General features: G+C 68.5%; 19 protein-coding genes. 8 read left to right on the top strand and 11 right to left on the bottom strand.

What is annotated here, in order from left to right; all coding sequences use genetic code 11:
• Position 1: 1 nt before the first annotated feature.
• The 3 genes from AC1DYP_RS05205 to AC1DYP_RS05195 all read right to left on the bottom strand — a co-directional run bounded on the left by AC1DYP_RS05205 (position 2) and on the right by AC1DYP_RS05195 (position 1,638).
• Positions 2–778, bottom strand: a complete 777-nt coding sequence (locus tag AC1DYP_RS05205) for a DUF3658 domain-containing protein (RefSeq protein WP_477045422.1) — start codon at positions 776–778, stop codon at positions 2–4.
• Positions 779–781: 3 nt separating this feature from the next.
• Positions 782–1,360 carry a cob(I)yrinic acid a,c-diamide adenosyltransferase gene (locus AC1DYP_RS05200; protein ID WP_477045421.1) on the bottom strand — a complete coding sequence of 193 codons (579 nt, stop codon included), beginning with the start codon at positions 1,358–1,360 and terminating at the stop codon, positions 782–784.
• An 80-nt stretch (positions 1,361–1,440) separates the two neighbouring features.
• The gene (locus tag AC1DYP_RS05195; RefSeq protein ID WP_477045420.1) at positions 1,441–1,638 is read right to left on the bottom strand and encodes a twin transmembrane helix small protein; all 198 of its coding nucleotides are present in this window, start codon (positions 1,636–1,638) and stop codon (positions 1,441–1,443) included.
• Positions 1,639–1,931: 293 nt separating this feature from the next.
• Here AC1DYP_RS05195 and AC1DYP_RS05190 point away from each other — a divergent pair, with 293 nt between their 5' ends.
• From AC1DYP_RS05190 to AC1DYP_RS05180, 3 genes are all read left to right on the top strand, one after another.
• Complete coding sequence (locus tag AC1DYP_RS05190) at positions 1,932–2,201, top strand: CC0731 family SpdR-regulated protein (RefSeq protein WP_477045620.1); 270 nt, start codon at positions 1,932–1,934, stop codon at positions 2,199–2,201.
• The gene (locus AC1DYP_RS05185) at positions 2,198–2,845 is read left to right on the top strand and encodes a TetR/AcrR family transcriptional regulator (RefSeq protein WP_477031760.1); all 648 of its coding nucleotides are present in this window, start codon (positions 2,198–2,200) and stop codon (positions 2,843–2,845) included. The genes AC1DYP_RS05190 and AC1DYP_RS05185 overlap by 4 nt, the downstream gene beginning before the upstream one ends.
• 84 nt (positions 2,846–2,929) lie before the next feature.
• Positions 2,930–3,529: a TetR/AcrR family transcriptional regulator gene (locus AC1DYP_RS05180; RefSeq protein ID WP_477045419.1), complete on the top strand. Its 600-nt coding sequence runs from the start codon at positions 2,930–2,932 to the stop codon at positions 3,527–3,529.
• A 182-nt stretch (positions 3,530–3,711) separates the two neighbouring features.
• Here AC1DYP_RS05180 and AC1DYP_RS05175 read toward each other — a convergent pair whose 3' ends face one another.
• From AC1DYP_RS05175 to AC1DYP_RS05165, 3 genes are all read right to left on the bottom strand, one after another.
• Positions 3,712–4,005, bottom strand: coding sequence for a GIY-YIG nuclease family protein (locus AC1DYP_RS05175; RefSeq protein ID WP_477045418.1), 294 nt, complete (start codon positions 4,003–4,005; stop codon positions 3,712–3,714).
• 293 nt (positions 4,006–4,298) lie between these two features.
• Positions 4,299–5,906, bottom strand: a complete 1,608-nt coding sequence (locus AC1DYP_RS05170; protein WP_477045417.1) for a serine hydrolase — start codon at positions 5,904–5,906, stop codon at positions 4,299–4,301.
• Positions 5,907–6,129: 223 nt separating this feature from the next.
• Positions 6,130–6,711: an SH3 domain-containing protein gene (locus AC1DYP_RS05165; RefSeq protein WP_477045416.1), complete on the bottom strand. Its 582-nt coding sequence runs from the start codon at positions 6,709–6,711 to the stop codon at positions 6,130–6,132.
• A gap of 250 nt (positions 6,712–6,961) precedes the next feature.
• On the opposite strand from AC1DYP_RS05165, the gene AC1DYP_RS05160 reads away from it, so the two are divergent.
• Positions 6,962–8,362 carry a hypothetical protein gene (locus AC1DYP_RS05160; RefSeq protein WP_477045415.1) on the top strand — a complete coding sequence of 467 codons (1,401 nt, stop codon included), beginning with the start codon at positions 6,962–6,964 and terminating at the stop codon, positions 8,360–8,362.
• A gap of 99 nt (positions 8,363–8,461) precedes the next feature.
• Here AC1DYP_RS05160 and AC1DYP_RS05155 read toward each other — a convergent pair whose 3' ends face one another.
• Positions 8,462–9,031, bottom strand: a complete 570-nt coding sequence (locus AC1DYP_RS05155; protein WP_477045414.1) for a hypothetical protein — start codon at positions 9,029–9,031, stop codon at positions 8,462–8,464.
• Positions 9,032–9,149: 118 nt separating this feature from the next.
• Positions 9,150–9,776 (bottom strand): glutathione S-transferase family protein, encoded by a 627-nt coding sequence (locus AC1DYP_RS05150; protein WP_477045413.1) that lies wholly within the window; start codon positions 9,774–9,776, stop codon positions 9,150–9,152.
• Between the two features lie 157 nt (positions 9,777–9,933).
• On the opposite strand from AC1DYP_RS05150, the gene AC1DYP_RS05145 reads away from it, so the two are divergent.
• Positions 9,934–11,640, top strand: coding sequence for an acyl-CoA dehydrogenase family protein (locus tag AC1DYP_RS05145; RefSeq protein WP_477045412.1), 1,707 nt, complete (start codon positions 9,934–9,936; stop codon positions 11,638–11,640).
• Between the two features lie 340 nt (positions 11,641–11,980).
• Positions 11,981–13,396: an amidase family protein gene (locus AC1DYP_RS05140; protein WP_477045411.1), complete on the top strand. Its 1,416-nt coding sequence runs from the start codon at positions 11,981–11,983 to the stop codon at positions 13,394–13,396.
• Here AC1DYP_RS05140 and AC1DYP_RS05135 read toward each other — a convergent pair.
• Together AC1DYP_RS05135 and AC1DYP_RS05130 are read right to left on the bottom strand one after the other, a co-directional pair.
• Complete coding sequence (locus tag AC1DYP_RS05135; RefSeq protein ID WP_477045410.1) at positions 13,393–13,929, bottom strand: hypothetical protein; 537 nt, start codon at positions 13,927–13,929, stop codon at positions 13,393–13,395. The genes AC1DYP_RS05140 and AC1DYP_RS05135 overlap by 4 nt on opposite strands.
• Positions 13,930–14,003: 74 nt before the next feature.
• Positions 14,004–15,023 (bottom strand): NAD-dependent epimerase/dehydratase family protein, encoded by a 1,020-nt coding sequence (locus tag AC1DYP_RS05130; RefSeq protein WP_477045409.1) that lies wholly within the window; start codon positions 15,021–15,023, stop codon positions 14,004–14,006.
• Between the two features lie 82 nt (positions 15,024–15,105).
• Here AC1DYP_RS05130 and AC1DYP_RS05125 point away from each other — a divergent pair, with 82 nt between their 5' ends.
• The gene (locus tag AC1DYP_RS05125; RefSeq protein ID WP_477045408.1) at positions 15,106–15,711 is read left to right on the top strand and encodes a TetR/AcrR family transcriptional regulator; all 606 of its coding nucleotides are present in this window, start codon (positions 15,106–15,108) and stop codon (positions 15,709–15,711) included.
• Between the two features lie 545 nt (positions 15,712–16,256).
• Positions 16,257–16,601: a hypothetical protein gene (locus tag AC1DYP_RS05120; RefSeq protein ID WP_477045407.1), complete on the top strand. Its 345-nt coding sequence runs from the start codon at positions 16,257–16,259 to the stop codon at positions 16,599–16,601.
• Between the two features lie 4 nt (positions 16,602–16,605).
• On the opposite strand, the gene AC1DYP_RS05115 is transcribed toward AC1DYP_RS05120, so the two are convergent.
• The gene (locus AC1DYP_RS05115) at positions 16,606–17,112 is read right to left on the bottom strand and encodes a CPBP family glutamic-type intramembrane protease (protein WP_477045406.1); all 507 of its coding nucleotides are present in this window, start codon (positions 17,110–17,112) and stop codon (positions 16,606–16,608) included.

The raw sequence follows: 17,112 nt of genomic DNA, 5'->3' as shown, positions 1-17,112 counted from the left end.
CCTAGAGCAAGCGGACCTCCTGCGCCCAGGGACCTTCCAAGCCCGTGGGGTGCGGAAACGGGCGGGCTTCAACGGCTCCGATCTCGATCAAGGCGCGAAGCCGCGACATCAGCACGAAGTCGTTGGTCTGAAAGACATGGTCGTCGAACGCCTCGGCGAGGACGCCGCCGATGACGCGCGCCGCCCGGGTCCAATCGTCGGTGACATGCGACACGAGCCGCTGATCGAAGACCTCCAGCGGAGCGGAGGCGAGCTCGCCGCCCTGGATGGTCCGCAACGGCGCGTTCTCGCTTCGTAGACGTCGCCAGGTTTCGTGATGCCGGCGGCGTTCGGCTGGCTCCAGCGGTCGTGCGAGATCCAGTAGGCCAGCGGCCAGGATCTTCTCGGCGTCCAGCAGGCCAAGGATGGCCGGATCGGGCCCGACGCGCGTCTCCGACAGATCGATCACCGCGCAGGGCGCGTCGCCCAGCCGCCAGACCCACTCCAGAAAGCCGGCCCTCTCCTGGGCCACGCGCGTCGAGGTCCAGGCGACCAACGGGCGATCGCGTACAAGCGCCTGGCGCCAGAACGGTTCGTCGGTGTCAAAGCCCTGGGGATCCAGGTTCAGGACGTCGCCCAGCCAGGCTTCGCGCTGGGCCTGATCACCTGGATTTATCGGGCCAAAGCTGAAGTTGTCGGGACAGAACGTGACCTCATCCGGGCGTCCCGCCAGGGACAGCGCCTGCTGGAGATCCGGCGCCGCTGACTGCGAGAAGATGACGTGGAGCAGGGCGGTCATGCCCTACCGCGTCGCCCCAGGCTTCCACAGCACATCCGCCGCGCCGTCGTCGTTGGCGCGGCGAGCGGCGACGAACAGCAGGTCCGACAGGCGGTTGAGGTAGCGCAGGGCCGGCTCGCCGACGATCTCGCCTTCGACGTCCATCAACTCGACCAGCTTGCGTTCGGCCCGGCGGCAGACGGTGCGGGCCACGTGCAGGGCTGCGGCGGCGGGGCTGCCGGCCGGCAGCACGAACGAGTTCAGGGGCTGGAGCCTCTCGTTCATCGCGTCGATCTCGCGCTCCAGCCGCTCGACCTGGCTGTCGACCACCCGCAGCGGCTCCCACTCGGGCTTTTCGTTCTGCTCGGGAGTGGCGAGGTCGGCGCCCAGGTCGAACAGGTCGTTCTGGATGCGCTCGAGCAGGGCGTCGAGCTCGGCGTCGGCCTTGGCGTGCTGGCGCGCGACGCCGATGAAGGCGTTGGTCTCGTCGACCCCGCCATAGGCCTCGACCCGCAGGGAGGCCTTGCTGACCGGCTGGCCGGTCGACAGCCGGGTCAGGCCCTTGTCGCCGGTGCGGGTGTAGATGCGGTTCAGGGTGACCATCGGGGGCTCCTCTGTGGCGTTTTGCCCTAGCGCCTATCGCGCAACCTTCCGCCGGGCTCGCCCATTGAGGGAGCCTGCGGTCAGCGTTGCTTCCACCAGAAGGCGGCGCACAGCACCAGCACGGCCAGGAACTGCACCGCCACGCGCAGGCGCATCAGCTTGTTGGAATAGGAGCGTCCGAAATCGCCGCCCCGGAACAGGGCGTAGATGCCGAAGCAGAGCGTGATCAGGACCGCGCCGAGCGTGATCGGGATCAGGAAATCGAACAGGTGACTCATGGGGGCGAAAGGTAGGCGCTCGCCCCAGGCTTGGCCAGAGCGTCGGCCGAATCGAAGGGCACGGTCGGCGCCGGCGAGCAAGCGGGTTCCATATCAAGATTCGCCGACTCTGTTCGTTGAGTGCATTTGTCGCAGTGACCCGGCGCTAACGGTACCATACATGACGGAAACGCTGCTGTTCGGTGATTTTGGTTCAGTTTTTTGGTTGCGCGCCCTTGCAGCACGGGCTAAACGCGCCACCTTCAAATTCCAGTACGCGTTCGTTGAACATGATCAACTCCTCACCGCAGGTCATGTCAGCGCCCTATTTCAGCGGGGAGGCAGGAGAAAACAGTTTGGCTCAGAGCGCCCGCATCGCCGTCGCCGACTTCTCCGCGTCCGAGCGCGAAGACGCCATGGCTGAAGTCCGCCAACTGATCATCGACCTGCGCGACGCCGCGCAGGATGGGCGCGCCCTGGCGCGTCGCTACGCCGACATCCTCACCAGCGTCGTCGACGAATATTGCAATGAATTCGAGATGCGCGCCGAAGCCGCGCTTGCTCGCCTGGAGACTACCGCATGAGCTTTGTATCCCTGAACATCGAGTCGCCGACCGACGCCCCCGTCAAGCTGACGCGCCGGGCCCTGGCCAAGCAGCGCACCCGCGAACGCGTCCTGTCGGCCGCCCGCCGCCTGTTCACCGAGCGTGGCTACGAAGGCGCGACCATCCGCGACATCGCCCAGGCCGCCGGCATGTCGACGGGCGCGGTGTTCGCCAGCTTCTCGGACAAGAGCGAGCTGTTCGACGAGATCCTGACCGCCGACTACGAAGTCATCTACGCCCAGATGAAGCAGGCCAGCCTGGCCGCCGTCTCGGTGGAGGAAGGCGTCATCGGCATGTTCGCCGTCGCCTACGGCTTCCATGTCGACCAGCTGCCGCTGCTGCAGGCCAGCATCGCCGTGTCCTGGACCCGTTCGGAAACCGCCGAGCGCCGCAATCGCGGTCATCTCAAGCACATCTTCGCCCTGCTGAACGGCGTGCTGACCCGCGGTGTCGAACGTAATGAACTGAAGAGTGACGCCGACGTTAAGTTGCTCGCCGAGATCATCTGGGACGTGTATGTCGCCAACTATCGCCGGGCGATTTTCGACGCCTGGTCGGTCGAGGCACTGCTGTCGCGACTTTCGGATCAACTGAAAGTCATCCTGGCGGGCGCGCGCGCGTAATCACGACCGAGGGCGGACGCTCTTTGTCGGAGCGTCCGCCGTCGGGTTAAATAGAGCGACGCAGCCTATCCGGGGGGACAGTGCGTGGGCGTAAGAGACGAGCAAAAGCAGGCGACGCGCGAGAAGGTCCTCGAGGCCGCGCGCGATCTGTTCAACGAGACGGGCTACGAAGAGACCACCATTCGGGCGATCGCCGAACGGGCGGGGGTCTCGGTCGGCAGCGTCTTCACCACCTTCGCCTCCAAGGCGGAGGTGCTCAGCCATGTCATGGATAAGCGTCTGGGCGAGCTCTATGCCGAGTTCGACCGCGTCGTGCCGTTCCTGCGCGGCTCGACGGCCGACCGCCTGGGCTCGATCTTCGCCATCCATTACGAGTTCGAGACCCGCCGGGTGAAGCTGTTCCTGGCCCACATCGCGGCGTCCTACAGCCCCAGCCAGGACCCTGGCGTCACCCCCTACGGGCGCAACGAGCCCCTGACCCAGATGCTGCGCGAGGTGCTGACGGGCGGCATGGAACGCGGCGACGTCCGCCCCGACCTCGATCCCGAGACGGCGGTCGACGTGCTCAAGGCCGCCTACGCCTGGAACTACCGCATGGCCGCCTGCCGCCAGGCGACGGCCAGCGAGCTGTCGGCGATGATGGACAAGCAGATCCAGTTCATCGCCCAGGGATGGCGGGTGTAGGTAAGCCCCACACACCCAAAACCTCCGTCATCCTCGGACTTGTTCCGAGGACCCCTCGGTCCGCCGAGCTGTCGTTGAACGCTGGGCCGCGATCCCATCGCCCCACGGATCATCCTTCTTCTCGGCTGAAGCCGGGGTCCTCGGAACAAGTCCGAGGATGACGGGCGGTGAGGAACGGAACATCACACCTGACGCGGAACCGGCGTCCAATTGACGATCGGGTCGAAGAGATCGTTCCAGCAGGGATTGTCCCGCTCGATCAGATTGATCTTCCACTCACGCACCCAGTGTTTGAGCGTCCGCTCGCGCTGGATCGCTTCGGTCATCAGGCTGTGGGTTTCGAACCAGACCAGGCGATGCAAGCCGTACTTCTTGGTGAAGCCCTCGAAGACGCCTTCGCGGTGCTTGATGATCCGGTTGAGGAGGTCGCTGGTCACGCCGATGTAGAGCGTGCCGTGTTGACGGTCGCTGAGCATGTAGACGGCGATCCAGGGATATCGCTCCTCCATGAGAGGAGTGTGAGGTTGAAGATATCGTTCTGCAAGTGTTCTGGTTTTCCGGACGCCGCGCAAATCCCTCACCGTTCCCCCAACGTCCGTCATCCTCGGACTTGTTCCGAGGACCCCTCGGTCCGCCGGTTTGCCGGTTGGGTTAGGCCGCGATCTCACCGCTCCAAGGATCAGCCTTCTTCTCGACTGAAGCCGTCATCCTTGGAACAAGTCCGAGGATGACGGTTGATAAAAACGACAGGCAGGGGGCGCTCGAAGCCCTAGATCTTCGCCAGCTTCAAATCCTGATAGTCGTACGAGAAGTCCGCCAGCGGCGAGACCGCGCGCATCGTCGCGCCGGTCACCGCGCCGTCCTTCACCGTGAACACCACGAAGGCGTCCTCCTGGGAACGGTCGTCGAAGCGGGTCCTGAAGGTGTCGCCGTCGAAGGCCTCCAGCGCGCCGCGCAGGGCCGGGGTCTTGTCGAAGGCGATCTTCAGGGAGGTCTTCTTGCCTTTCCGCAGGATCGCCACCGTCACCGTGCCGTACCAGGGATCGCGATAGGTCCCGACATAGGCCGACAGCGGCAGGGTGGGGGCCGCGCCGCCGCCCTTGGGGGTCATGGCCTCGGCGGCGTCCTTGATCGTCTTGGCGTCGGCCTCGGCCTGGGTCTTGCGGCTGGAGGCGATCCAGTCGAAGTCGCTGCGGCCCTGCAGCCGGTCCGGACCGCCGTAGCGCAGGGAGCGGAAGACGGTGTTCTCCTCGGCGTTGGTCATCACCATGATCCCCGACTTCCGGCCCGGCAGCAGGCCGGTATAGGAGATGAAGCCCGCCAGGCCGCCGGTGTGCCAGACGATCCGCTCGCCGCGATGGTCGTTGACGAACCAGCCCAGGGCGTAGGCCTGCAGGCTGGCGCGCACCGGGTTGTCGGCGGTCGGGCCGTCGGACCAGGCGGTGATGGTCTGGGGCTTCCACATCTCGCGGCCCGAGGCCTCGGTCCACAGCTTGACCCCGCCCGGCGCCGTGCCCAGGCCCAGCTGGACCTGCATCCACTTGCCGATGTCGCGCGGGCTGGCGTTGAGGCCGCCGGCCGCGCCCGCCGAGTCGAAGCTGCCGTCGAACGGCAGGACGGTCTGCGGGCCCAGGCCCCGCACCGGCGGACCCATCCGCGCATGCGGCTCGGCGCGCGGCCGGTCGCCGATCAGCGAGGGCAGGGGCACGCTGTCGGTCATCTTCAGCGGGTCCAGGATCCGCTTCTGGATGAACACCTCCCACGGCGCGCCGGTGACGGCGGCGATCACCTCGCCGGCGGCCACGTACAGCACGTTGTCATAGGCGTAGCCGCCCCGGAACTGGCCGCCGATCGGCAGGTACTTCAGCCCCGCCACGATGTCGGCGCGCGTGTGGGTGGGGTTGGGCCAGATCATCAGGTCGCCCGCGCCCAGGGTCAGGCCCGAGCGGTGGCACAGCAGGTCGCGCACGGTCATCAGCTTGGTGACGATCGGGTCGCTCATCTGGAAATTGGGCAGGTGCTTGGTGACCGGATCGTCCCATTTGACCTTGTCCTCCTCGACCAGCATGGCCAGGGCGGCGGCGGTGAAGGCCTTGGTGTTGGACGCCACGCCGAACAGGGTGGAGTCGGTGACCTTGTCGGGCCCGCCCAGGCGGCGCACGCCGTAGCCCTTGGCCAGGGTGATCTCGCCGTCCTCGACCACGCAGATCCCCAGGCCAGGCTCGTCGGGGAAGGCGGTCATGACCTCCTGGGCGAACTGGTCGATCGCCGCGCCCGCCTTGCCGGTCTGCCGCGCGAAGGCGGGTCTGGCCAGGGCCGCGGCGCCGACGGTGGCGAAGGCCGACAGCAGGGCGGCGCGGCGGGTCGTGGCGATCATGGAAGCGTCTCGAATGAAGTCAGGGGCGTACTCAAGCCTAGCCGTTGCGTCGGGGCAAGGGCGAGAAACCCTCTCCCTCTCCCGCTGGGAGAGGGTTCTTCTTTGAGCGCCCCAAACAGCAACAAGCCCGCCTGCCGGGGGAGCAGACGGGCTTGCCGTACTGGGGCCTGACGCTAAGCGGCCCCGTCGGGGACAGGCCCATGGGCCTGTCCCCAGTCGTTGATTACGCCCGGTAGACGTAGGCGCTCGAGACATAGCCGACGCCGACGCCGTCCTGGCCGACCAGGATCCACTTGCCGTCGCCGGTGCGGCCCAGGGCCTGGAAGGTCTCGCCGGCCCGGACCGAGCCGACCGCCTGGCCGCGGGTGGTGGCGGCGCTGCGCAGGTTCAGGTTCGAGCGGGCGACGTACTTGCCCTTGATCTTGGTCATCGGCGAGGCGTCGACCGCGTTGGACACCCGGATGCCGTTGCTGGTGTAGACGCCGCCGGCGTTGTCGGCCGCGCGGTTCTTCTGCATCTGGCAGCCGGCGTAGGAGCCCGCGCCCGCGCCGACCACGGCGCCGATGGCGGTGCCTGTGCCCCGGTCGTTCTTGGCCAGCTTGTTGCCGGCGACGGCGCCCAGCAGGCCGCCGATCACGGCGCCGGCTTCCTGCTTGCCGCCCGAGGCGTTGCAGCCGATGACGCCGCCCAGCTTCTGGGACATGGCGCTGGCGGTGGTGGGCGCGGCGGCCATGGTCAGGGCGGTGGCGGTCATGGCCAGGCCCAGGCCGATCGTCTTGGTGAAGGTCTTGATGGTCTTGGTCATGGTCTTCGTCCCTTTGAATGGTCAGGAGCCGTCGGCCCCTTGAGACACACCATGACAAGGTGAAGCTGAACGGCGTCGACAGGTCGGCCGACAGATTTCGTTCATGTGCGAATTTTCTCGCGATCGCGCCGAACTGCGAAGGTCTCGCAATAAGGGTGTTGGCGCGTCTTGCTATTGACGATTGTATCGGTGCGGTCGTTACTACCCTTGCGCGCGCCGTCAGAGCGCTCGCGGTTCTGGGGAGGCGCACATGCGCGACATCGGTTTGAAAGCGGCCGCCGCGATGCTGGTCCTGGCCGCAGGGGCTTGCGACAACGGCCCCAAGACCCAGACGGAGGGACGGGTCGGGGCGCAGGCCTCGGGCGTGGTGACCCCCGTGCCGCTGCCCGACAGTCCGACCTTCCCGGTGCCGACCGCCACGATCAACGCCTGGATCGCCGCCGGCGACACCGCCGCCATCCGGGGCCACGCCTGGGACCTGTGGCAGGGCATGAGCGCGGCCTCGGGCCAGACGTTCAACGGCCAGATGCTGCCGATCTGGGAAACCTGGGCCGGGCCCAACGACGTGTTCCCCACCAACCAGGCGGCCGTCGCCGCCGGCACGAACGGCGTCACCCTGGAGGCGCGCCTGGCCAAGCCGCGCGTGATCCGCAACTTCGCCGCGCCGCTGCAGTTCCACCACGCCAAGGGCGTCAAGCTGGGCGCCCTGGGGACCTTCGGCAATTCCGACGTCACCGCCGACAACAAGTTCAACCCGCAGGCCGCCACCTTCATCGACGCGCCGCAGCCGGGACCGAACGGCGGGACCTACGCCTACAACACCCAGGCGGGCCTGAATAAGCTGAACGCCTCGTGGCCGACGGGGACCACGCCGCAGAACCGGGGCGTCAACGAGTTCCCGATCCGGGCGATCGAGACCAAGCCGGTGTTCGGCACGGTCAAGGCCGCGGGCCTGACCATCCAGCCGCTGTGGCAGGGACCCTCGGCCTCGACCAATCCGACCAATCCGACCCAGAGCACCTGGACCAGTTGCATGCTGATCTCGCCGACCGGGACCGGTCCGATCCGTCCCGCCACTCCGGCCGAGATCGCCAGCGTCAGCACGCAGGGCACGGCCTGCAAGACCTTCCAGTGGGCGCCGCTCAGCACCTTCTACGCGGTGCGGCTGTCGGCTTCGGAAGCCAAGAACTTCGCCGCGGCGACCGGCAAGACGGTGGCCGAAGGCGACTTCGCCGTGCTGCTGGCCATGCACGTCAACACCAAGGAGATCCCGTTCTGGACCTGGCAGACCTTCTGGTGGCAGCCCGGCGGCGACACGCCCAACGGCTTCCCGGGCAGCAAGCAGGGCCAGCCGGCCACGCTGACGGGGCCGTGGACCAACTACGCCGCCTGCACGGCCTATGACCAGACGACGACCCCGGGCAGCACGACCATGCAGGTCTGCTTCAATCCCTATCTGGAGACCTCTCCGGGCATCCCGGCCGGGATCACCTCCAACTGCATGAGCTGCCACGGCGTGGCGGTGGTGGGCAACGACCAGCCCTATCCGGCCGACTACAAGAAGCCGATCGCCTTCTTCACCGACCCGAACTACTTCACCACCCAGACGACCCACACCGACTTCTCGTGGGCGGTGGCGACGTCGCCGTAAACACCCTCTCCCCTCCGGGAGAGGGTGCAAAGAAAAGCCCCCTCCGTCGGAGGGGGCTTCGCTGTCTTCGAAGTCGCCAAAGACCCTAAGACGAAGATCCTAGTTGGTGGCGCCGACCGGAGCCGCGACCGGAGCCGCGGCGGGCGCCGGCGCGGAAGCCGGGATCGCCGGGGCGCCCGCCAGGTCCACCGTGGCGTCGGCGTCGGTGAAGATGGTCATCTTCTGACCCGGTTTGATCTCGACGTCCTTGCCGTGCTTGATCAGGCCCAGCGGGCCGAACAGCACGGTCAGGGTGATCGTGGTGCCGTAGCGGGCGTCGCCCTCGGCGCCCTTCTGGCCGCGCAGCTTGATCTTGCTGTCGCCCACCTTGAGATAGTCGAAGCGGACGTTCAGTTCGCCCGGCTTGCCCATCATGCCCTTCTTCTTGGCGTGGGTGACTTCGCCCGCGCCCTTCAGGCCGGCCGGCAGCTTCGTGCCGTCGGCCAGGACGACGTCGTCGGCCAGGCTGATCGAGAAGCGGTCGCCTTCCTTGTTGGTTTCGGACGACAGCTTGTCCTCGACGCTGATCACCACCTCGGTGCCTTCCGGCACCTTGACGGTCTGGGCATGAGCGGCCGAACCGGCCATGACGAACAGCGCCGCGACAGCGGCTTTGTACAGATTTTTCAAGATATTTCCCCCGCGGGCCCCATCCCGCGCGGGCATCTAACCGGATATGCTCAAGCTTGTGAAGCGTGCGACAGCACACGGCTGTGCGTAACCCTGGCGCGAGGGCGCGGCTGGGTCGCTATTCGCCCAGTTTGTAGGGCCCGCTCTTCTCCAGCGCCGCCTGCCAGGCCGGTCGGGCGTGCATGCGGCCGATCCAGGCCTCGAGGTTCGGATAGTCGGCCAGCTTGCCGTGCGCCTTGGCGACCTCGGCCACGAAGCTCATCTGGATGTCGGCGCCGGTCAGGTCGTCGCCGACGAAGAACTGGCGGCCCTCCAGCGCGCCGTCGGCATAGGCCAAGTGGTTGGCCATCTCGCTCTCGATGCGCGGATGCAGCGGCGCGCCCGCCGCGCCCAGCCGGCCGACATACATCCGCAGCAGCATCGGCAGCATGGCCGAACCCTCGGCGTAGTGCAGCCACTGCTGGTAGGCGTCGTAGTCGGGGCTGGCCGGATCGGGCGCCAGCCGGCCGCCGGCGTGGCGGCGGATGACATAGTCGGTGATCGCGCCGCTCTCGATGATCGTCGCCGCGCCGTCGGTCAGCACCGGCGACTTGCCCAGCGGGTGCACGTGCAGCAGGGCCGGCGGGGCCAGCCGGGTCTGGGGATCGCGCTCGTAGAAGCGGATCTCGTAGGGCAGGCCCAACTCCTCCAGCAGCCACAGGATGCGCTGCGAGCGCGACTCGTTGAGGTGATGGACGACCAGCATGTTTCTCTCCCGGGCCTTGTTGAACGCGCCCCATTCTCAAAGGTTGGGGGAACTTTTGATCCCCATCCGTCGATTTATGTTGCAGTGCGGCATTGCTCGCAGGTGCGAAAGGCTCCACAGTGAAAGAAAACAACTGTTCGGCGCACGGGAGCAAGCCATGACCGCACCTACTCTTGAGGAGGGGGTCGCCCAGGAAACTCCATCCCTGATCCTGCCCGGCCTGACCGTCTTGCTGCGCGAGGCCGCCGGCGCGGCCCAGCTGTTCGTGGCCGAGGCCAAGCCGGCCGTGAAGGACGCGATCACCGGCGCCAGCGGCAAGATCGACCGCAAGCTGGCCGACGAGCGCCAGCACCAGGTGCACGGCTACGGTTGGTACGCCGCCTATGCCGAGCTGCTGAACCAGGTCGCCGGCTGGGCCGAGCGGCTGGAGGCCGAGGGCCGGTTCGGCGAGATCGAGGCCCTGCTGGCCCAGCTGCTGTTTTCCGAATACTGCGCCCAGCTGGTCGGGGGCGTGCCGATGAACCAGGGCGAGATCGTCCGCCCGGCCCACCTGATCACCGACCGCTCGGTGCTGAACCGCCTCTATTCCAACGGCCTGATGAAGCTGATGGTCGAGGGCGGCACGCAGGCGGTGAAGACCCGCATCGCCCGCCGTCTGGCCGAGGCGCGGGGCCGTCCGACGCTGGAGCACACGGGTCTGGACGAGACCTTCGAGATGATCCGCGACCAGTTCCACGCCTTCGCCGAGGAGAAGGTCACGCCCTTCGCCCACGAGTGGCACCTGAAGGACCAGCTGATCCCGATCGAGCTGGTCGAGGAGCTGGGCGCCCTGGGCGTGTTCGGCCTGACGATCCCGGAGGAATACGGCGGCAGCGGCATGGGCAAGACCGCCATGTGCGTGGTCTCCGAAGAGCTGTCGCGGGCCTGGATCGGCGTCGGCTCTCTGGCCACCCGCTCGGAGATCGCCGGTGAACTGATCCTGACCGGCGGCACCGAAGACCAGAAGCAGTACTGGCTGCCGAAGATCGCCGACGCCTCGATCCTGCCGACCGCCGTCTTCACCGAACCCAACACCGGTTCGGACCTGGGATCCTTGCGCACCCGCGCCGAGCTGTCGGGCGACCAGTATGTGGTGACCGGAAACAAGACCTGGATCACCCACGCCGCCCGCGCCGACGTCATGACCCTGCTGGTCCGCACCGACCCGGCCACCACCGACTATCGCGGCCTGTCGATGCTGCTGGCCCCCAAGCCGCGCGGCGTCGAGGGGAACGACTTCCCGGCCCAGGGCATGAGCGGCGGCGAGATCGGGGTGATCGGCTATCGCGGCATGAAGGAGTTCGAACTGGGCTTCGACGGCTTCGCCGTGCCGGCCGAGAACCTGCTGGGCGGGGTGCCGGGCCAAGGCTTCAAGCAGCTGATGGCGACGTTCGAGAGCGCCCGCATCCAGACCGCCGCCCGCGCCGTCGGCGTGGCCCAGGCCGCGCTGGAAACCGGCCTCGGCTACGCCCTGGACCGCAAGCAGTTCGGCCAGGCGATCTTCGAATTCCCCCGCGTCCACAACAAGCTGGCCATGATGGCCGCCGAGATCATGGGCGTGCGCCAGCTGACCTATTTCGCCGCCCGCCAGAAGGACGAGGGCAAGCGTTGCGACCTGGAGGCCGGCATGGCCAAGCTGATCGCCGCCCGCGTGGCCTGGGCCGCCGCCGACAACGCCCTGCAGATCCACGGCGGCAACGGCTTCGCCATGGAATACGTCGCCAGCCGCCTGCTGGCCGACGCCCGCATCCTGAACATCTTCGAGGGGGCCGGCGAAATCCAGGCCCAGGTCATCGCCCGGCGGCTGCTGGAAGAAGGGAATTGAGAGCGATCGATCAGGCCCGATCTCTCAATTTGCTCGTCATTCCCGCCCTTGTGGCGGGAACCCCTCTATCCGCCGCAGGTGCGGGGGTGTGGCGCGCCAACGCGCCAAAGCACTTCACCGTCGGCTGAACGAGGGGTTCCCGCCACAAGGGCGGGAATGACGGATTTAAAGGTATAGCTCGCGGGCTGAACAAGCCGCGCAACACCCGAGACCCAGCTCGGCGCAAAGCCCCCATCCCCTCCGGCATACTGGAATTGGGGACGAAAGAAATAAGTTCAAGAATTGGCGACCCGCGTTTTGTGGTTAGATTTCGGACCCCTCAACCACAGGGGCCTCCACCATGCATGAACGTGTTTCATCGGCGACCGCCAGCGCGACCGAGCTGGCCGACGCCGTCCGCGCCAAGTCCGTCAGCGCGCTGGAGCTGACCGACGCGGCGATCGCCAGGATCGAGGCGCTGGACGGGCCGATCAACGCCGTGGTCGTGCGCGACTTCGACCGCGCGCGGACCCAGGCCCGCCAGGTCGACCTGGCCGTGGCCCTGGGCGCCGACCTGCCGCTGGCCGGCGTGCCCATGACCGTCAAGGAGTGCTTCAACATCGCCGGCCTGCCCACCACCTTCGGGCTGGAGATGGCGCGCAACTATCGCCCGACCGAGGACGCGGCGGCGGTGCGGCGGCTGAAGGACGCGGGCGCGGTCATCCTGGGCAAGACCAATGTCGCGGCCGGCCTGGCGGACTACCAGGTCGACAACCCGATCTATGGCCGGACCCACAATCCGCATGACCTGACCCGGTCGTGCGGCGGTTCGTCGGGCGGCTCGGCGGCCGCCCTGGCGGCGGGCATGGTGCCGCTGGAACTGGGCGGCGACGCCGGCGGCTCGATCCGGGTTCCGGCGTCGTTCTGCGGGGTCTACGGGCACCTGTCGTCGTTCCCGCTGATCTCGCTGGAGGGGCACGGACCGCCGGGCGGCGGCGTCATCGTGGGCCGGGCCTGGGCGGCGGCGGGGCCGATGGCGCGCACGGCGCAGGATCTGGAGCTGGCCCTGAAGGTGCTGTCCGGCCCGGAAGGACGCGACGCTGTCGCCTACCGACTGGACCTGCCGCCGCCCCGGCACGACCGGCTGTCCGGCTATCGGGTGTTCGTCCTGACCCAGCATCCGACCGCAAGCGTCGACGACGAGATCGTCGGGGCCATCGACGCCTTGGCGGCCGAGCTGGAGAAGGCCGGGGCCTCGGTGACGCGGGAGAGCCCGCTGCTGCCGTCGCTGGCCGACTCCCACGCCCTGGTCGAGAAGTTCGCCTGGACCTACAAGACCGGCATGAACCCCGACGCCCCGGAGCCCAAGGGTACGGTCAAGGACTACTACGACTGCCTGATCGCCCAGGAGATGCTGCGGCGGCGCTGGGACGACTTCTTCAAGGCCTTCGACGTGGTGATCGCGCCCTGCCACGCCACGCCGGCCTTCGTTCAGTTCGACGACCACGACCCCTGGCCGGGGCTGAACCGGACGCTGCGGGTCAATGGCGCCGACGTGCCCTTCGCCCCGCAGACCGCCTGGCCGCTGATCGCCGGCATGCCGCACCTGCCGGCCACGGCGGCGCCGATCGGGCGCACCCGCGACGGCCTGCCGATCGGCGCGCAGTTCATCGGCCCGTTCCTGGAGGACCTGACGACCATCGCCTTCGCCGGCCAGGTCGCCTCGGCGTTCGGGGTGACGGCGGAGATCGCGGGGGCGGGCGCCAGGCCCCGCTAGCCGCCCTGGACGAGTTCCGGAAGGGACTTGCCGCCGACGTCGGCGCCTTGCGGCGCGCGGCAGGCGTAGCTCGCGATCGCCCTGGCTCTCGCGTCCGTCCGCCTCGCGCCCTGGCCGCCCGTCCGGACGTAGGCGAAGTCCTGGTCGTATTCCCGCCAAGCCACGACCTGCTCGCCGGTCTTGGAACAATCGATCCGGGAGGTGATCTCGGTGTAGTTCGATTTCTCGTCCGGCCAGACGAAGTACCGCACCTCGACCTTGTCGCCGACCCGATTGAGGGAATCGAGGTTCACGGCGACGTTCTGGCGGCTGCTGGGCGCGGGACCGCCGAGCTGGACGGCGGCGCCGGTCATCCACGCTTCGGGCGGATAAGCTCCCCCGTCACGCTTGGTGCTGGCCGGCGCCTGCTCCGCCACGGGCTTGATCCGAAGGAGATGCCAATCCTGCTTGGGCCATTCCTGGGCCAAGGCCGGGCTCGCGAAAGAGAGGCCCGCGAACGAGAGGGCGGCGATGGACGCGACGATCGACTTCATGCGGATCTCTCTTCTTCAACGTCGTTGAAGAGCCTATCCGCGCCACCCTAGGTAATCAACGGCGCCGGCGCGGTTCAGAGGCTCCGGGCGCAGTCCACCACCGTCTCCGCGCCCGGCCGAGGTTCGAAGCCCAGCACGCGCCGGGCGTTGCCGGCGTCCATGGCGTGCTTGCGGCCCAGGTCCGGCGTGAAGAACCGCAGCTGCGGGCGAAACAGCGCGGCCAGGCGGAAGACCAGGTCGGGCATCGGCCGCGCGGGGGTCCTGGCCGCCCGCGCGCTCAGGTTCGCGCGCAGGACGCGGGCGATGTCGGCCATCCAGAGGAAGTCGCCGACCGCCAGGAAGCGCCGGCCGGCGGCCTGCGGGGCGGTCATGGCGCGGATGTGCAGCTCGGCCAGGTCGCGCACGTCGACCACCCAGAAGCCCAGGCGCGGCAGGCGGGAAGGGCGGCCGTCCAGCACGCCCTGGATGATGCTGACCGACCCCAGATTGGCCCTCGACAGCAGCGGCCCGAACACCGCGACGGGCAGGATGGCGGTCAGGGTCGTGCGGCCCTCGGCGGCGGCGCGGTCGTTGGCCATGAAGTCCCAGGCGGCGCGCTCGGCCAGGATTTTGGAGCGGCGATAGCCGTCGAACTGCGGGTCCTTGGGATCGGCCCAGACGGTCTCGTCGCTGGCCACGCCCGAGCCGCGCGGCGCCCGGGCGGTGGCGGCGGCCGAGGTCATGACCACGCGCCTGACACCCGCGGCGACGGCGGCGCGCAGCACCCTCAGAGTTCCGTCGCGGGCCGGCCGGACCAGGTCGTTCTCGCCCACCCCGCCGCCGGCCGCCGCGCCCAGGGGCGAGGCCACGTGCAGGACGTAGTCGCAGCCCGCCACGGCCTGGGCCCAGCCCTCGTCGCGGGTCAGGTCGGCGACGTGGACGGTCAGGCGTGCGCCGGCGTCGCCGTCCTCGGCCCCGACCGCCGTCCGCAGCGCCGCCTCGCCCGTCCGGTCGCGCAGGGTGGCGCGCACGGCGTAGCCGCGCTCCAGCAGCAGGCGCACGCACCAGCCGCCGATGAAGCCCGACCCGCCGGTGACCAGCACTGTCTCGACCATGAACACGCTCCCCACCATATGTCTACAGTCGTATACATATGGAATCGACTTAAGTCTACAAGTGCAGAATTGCGAAGCGGCCATGACCGACGACACCCCGCCCAGAACCCGGAACGCCGCCGCCACCAAGGCGCAGATCCTGCGCTCGGCCCGGGCCGCCTTCGCGCGGGCCGGCTATGACGGGGCGGGGGTGCGCGAGATCGCCCAGGGGGCCGGCGTCACGGCCATGCTGATCAACCGCTATTTCGGCTCCAAGGAGCAGCTGTTCGCCGAGGTGGTGGCCGACACCATGGCCGAGCCGGTGATCCTGACCCAGGAGCGGCTGGGCTCGAGCGACCTGGGCGGCGACATGGCCCGGGCGCTGGTCGAGATGACCCGGCCCGGCGCGGCGACGCTGGACGGCTTCATGATCATGTTCCACTCAGCCTCCAGCCCGCGCGCCGCCCAGATCGCCCGCGAGCAGATCGAGAAGGGGCACCAGAAGGCGATGGCGGCGGCCACGGCTGCGGTCGGCGGCGGCGAACTGGCGGCGGAGCGCGCCGCCCTGGCCTTGTCGATCGTGGCGGGAGTCCAGGTCCTGCGTCAGATGATCGGGCTGTCGGCCCTGACGAAGGCCGACCCCGAAGCGCTGGTCGCGCTGATCGCGCCCTTGCTGCGAAACTTGATAGAGGGCGACGGCAAGGGTTAGGTCGGAGATCCGAACTATTCCCCTTCGTCCGTCATTCCCGCCCTTGTGGCGGGAACCCCTGGTTCAGCTGACGGTGAAGCGCCTTGGCGCGCTAGCGCGCCACACCCCTGCCCTTGCGRCSGACAGAGGGGTTCCCGCCACAAGGGCGGGAATGACGAATCGTTGGGGGCGTCTGAGTGTAGATACGCCCCGGGACGGTCTCCGAATGCTGCGTCGCACAACGAAAAGGCCCGCGCACCGGCGGGGTTCGCGGGCCTTTTCAGTTCAGCCGCCGTGGGCGGCTGTTCGGGCGTCTCAGGCGACGGCGCGTTGCGCCTTGATGGCCGAGAGGGTCAGAACGATCAGGCTGAGCATTTTCTTCATCCGGGTTGGGCGGGACATCAAATCGTCCCCATGAGCTTCAATATATATGACAACGTTGTCATTTTCAAGGACCTTTGCTGCGGTGCAGCGTCGCAGGTCGCCGGGGCGATCCGCGCCTTTACCGGCGGGCGGGTTTGGAGGACCCTTGGCGCTCGCCGCCGGCTCCCCACCTTGGAGACATGATGGTCGTTCTCCGCCTTTCCGCCCTCGTCCTGACCGCCGCGATCGCCCTCGGGGGCGCGGCTTCGGCCGAGGCTGTCCGGCCCTCGCCCAAGCTGGCCCTGGTCCCGGCCAAACCGCTGGACCTGACCGCGCCCGGACTGCCGGTGCTGTACTCCCGAGCCCCGACCCCGCTGCCGCCCGGCGTGGCGCGCACCTCGGTCGAGGGCAAGGCCGGCGACGCCATGCTCGGCGCGGGCCTGCTGTGCGGCCTGAAACCCAACGCCGACGAGAGCGGCGCGGGCCGGGCGCGCGGCTACGACCCCGACGGCAAGTTCGTCGGCGCCAAGCTGGCGTTCAGTTTCTAGGCCCCTACAGCCTCACCCCGCCCAGCCAGGTCTGCCAGACCACCACGAACCCGCCGTGCAGGATCACCGCCGGCCACAGCGAGCCGGTGCGCCAGCGCATCAGCGCGCAGCCGAGGCCGAGGATCGCGGTGCACAGCAAGAAGTCCGGGCGCAGGAACATCGTCGCCGTCGGCATGAAGGTCAGGGTCTCCAGCGGATGCCAGGCGACATAGAGGGCGGTCGAGATCGCGACGGCCGTCCACGGCCTGGCGGTCTCGTCGCGACCCGCCTCGTAACCGGGAACCAGCAGGCCGCGAAACGGGATCTCCTCGCCCAGGGCCGGCACGAACAGCACGACCAGCAGCCGCAGCGGCAGGCCGGGCGCGGTGGGTGTTAGGGCGTAGAGCCCGGTCGAGAAGCCGATGGCGGCCATCAGGCTTCCGGTGACCGCGGCGACCAGGCCGCACAGCGCCCAGCCGCGCGCGTCGGGCAGGGTGGTCAGGGATCGGCGCAGGCGCTGGAGCGGGATCAT

Source organism: Caulobacter sp. P1_D6, from assembly GCF_056406095.1.
The sequence above is the reverse complement of the archived record's forward strand: the minus strand, read 5'-3'. Positions and strand labels throughout refer to the sequence as shown.

Bases quoted from the DNA above. Each gene is read 5' to 3' on its own strand.
- AC1DYP_RS05200 (WP_477045421.1), bottom strand. From the start codon at position 1,360: ATGGTCACCCTGAACCGCATCTACACCCGCACCGGCGACAAGGGCCTG.
- AC1DYP_RS05205 (WP_477045422.1), bottom strand. From the start codon at position 778: ATGACCGCCCTGCTCCACGTCATCTTCTCGCAGTCAGCGGCGCCGGAT.
- AC1DYP_RS05175 (WP_477045418.1), bottom strand. From the start codon at position 4,005: ATGCTCAGCGACCGTCAACACGGCACGCTCTACATCGGCGTGACCAGC.
- AC1DYP_RS05160 (WP_477045415.1), top strand. From the start codon at position 6,962: ATGCGCGACATCGGTTTGAAAGCGGCCGCCGCGATGCTGGTCCTGGCC.
- AC1DYP_RS05185 (WP_477031760.1), top strand. From the start codon at position 2,198: ATGAGCTTTGTATCCCTGAACATCGAGTCGCCGACCGACGCCCCCGTC.
- AC1DYP_RS05135 (WP_477045410.1), bottom strand. From the start codon at position 13,929: ATGAAGTCGATCGTCGCGTCCATCGCCGCCCTCTCGTTCGCGGGCCTC.
- AC1DYP_RS05130 (WP_477045409.1), bottom strand. From the start codon at position 15,023: ATGGTCGAGACAGTGCTGGTCACCGGCGGGTCGGGCTTCATCGGCGGC.
- AC1DYP_RS05190 (WP_477045620.1), top strand. From the start codon at position 1,932: ATGTCAGCGCCCTATTTCAGCGGGGAGGCAGGAGAAAACAGTTTGGCT.
- AC1DYP_RS05145 (WP_477045412.1), top strand. From the start codon at position 9,934: ATGACCGCACCTACTCTTGAGGAGGGGGTCGCCCAGGAAACTCCATCC.
- AC1DYP_RS05195 (WP_477045420.1), bottom strand. From the start codon at position 1,638: ATGAGTCACCTGTTCGATTTCCTGATCCCGATCACGCTCGGCGCGGTC.
- AC1DYP_RS05170 (WP_477045417.1), bottom strand. From the start codon at position 5,906: ATGATCGCCACGACCCGCCGCGCCGCCCTGCTGTCGGCCTTCGCCACC.
- AC1DYP_RS05125 (WP_477045408.1), top strand. From the start codon at position 15,106: ATGACCGACGACACCCCGCCCAGAACCCGGAACGCCGCCGCCACCAAG.
- AC1DYP_RS05140 (WP_477045411.1), top strand. From the start codon at position 11,981: ATGCATGAACGTGTTTCATCGGCGACCGCCAGCGCGACCGAGCTGGCC.
- AC1DYP_RS05120 (WP_477045407.1), top strand. From the start codon at position 16,257: ATGGTCGTTCTCCGCCTTTCCGCCCTCGTCCTGACCGCCGCGATCGCC.
- AC1DYP_RS05165 (WP_477045416.1), bottom strand. From the start codon at position 6,711: ATGACCAAGACCATCAAGACCTTCACCAAGACGATCGGCCTGGGCCTG.
- AC1DYP_RS05150 (WP_477045413.1), bottom strand. From the start codon at position 9,776: ATGCTGGTCGTCCATCACCTCAACGAGTCGCGCTCGCAGCGCATCCTG.
- AC1DYP_RS05115 (WP_477045406.1), bottom strand. From the start codon at position 17,112: ATGATCCCGCTCCAGCGCCTGCGCCGATCCCTGACCACCCTGCCCGAC.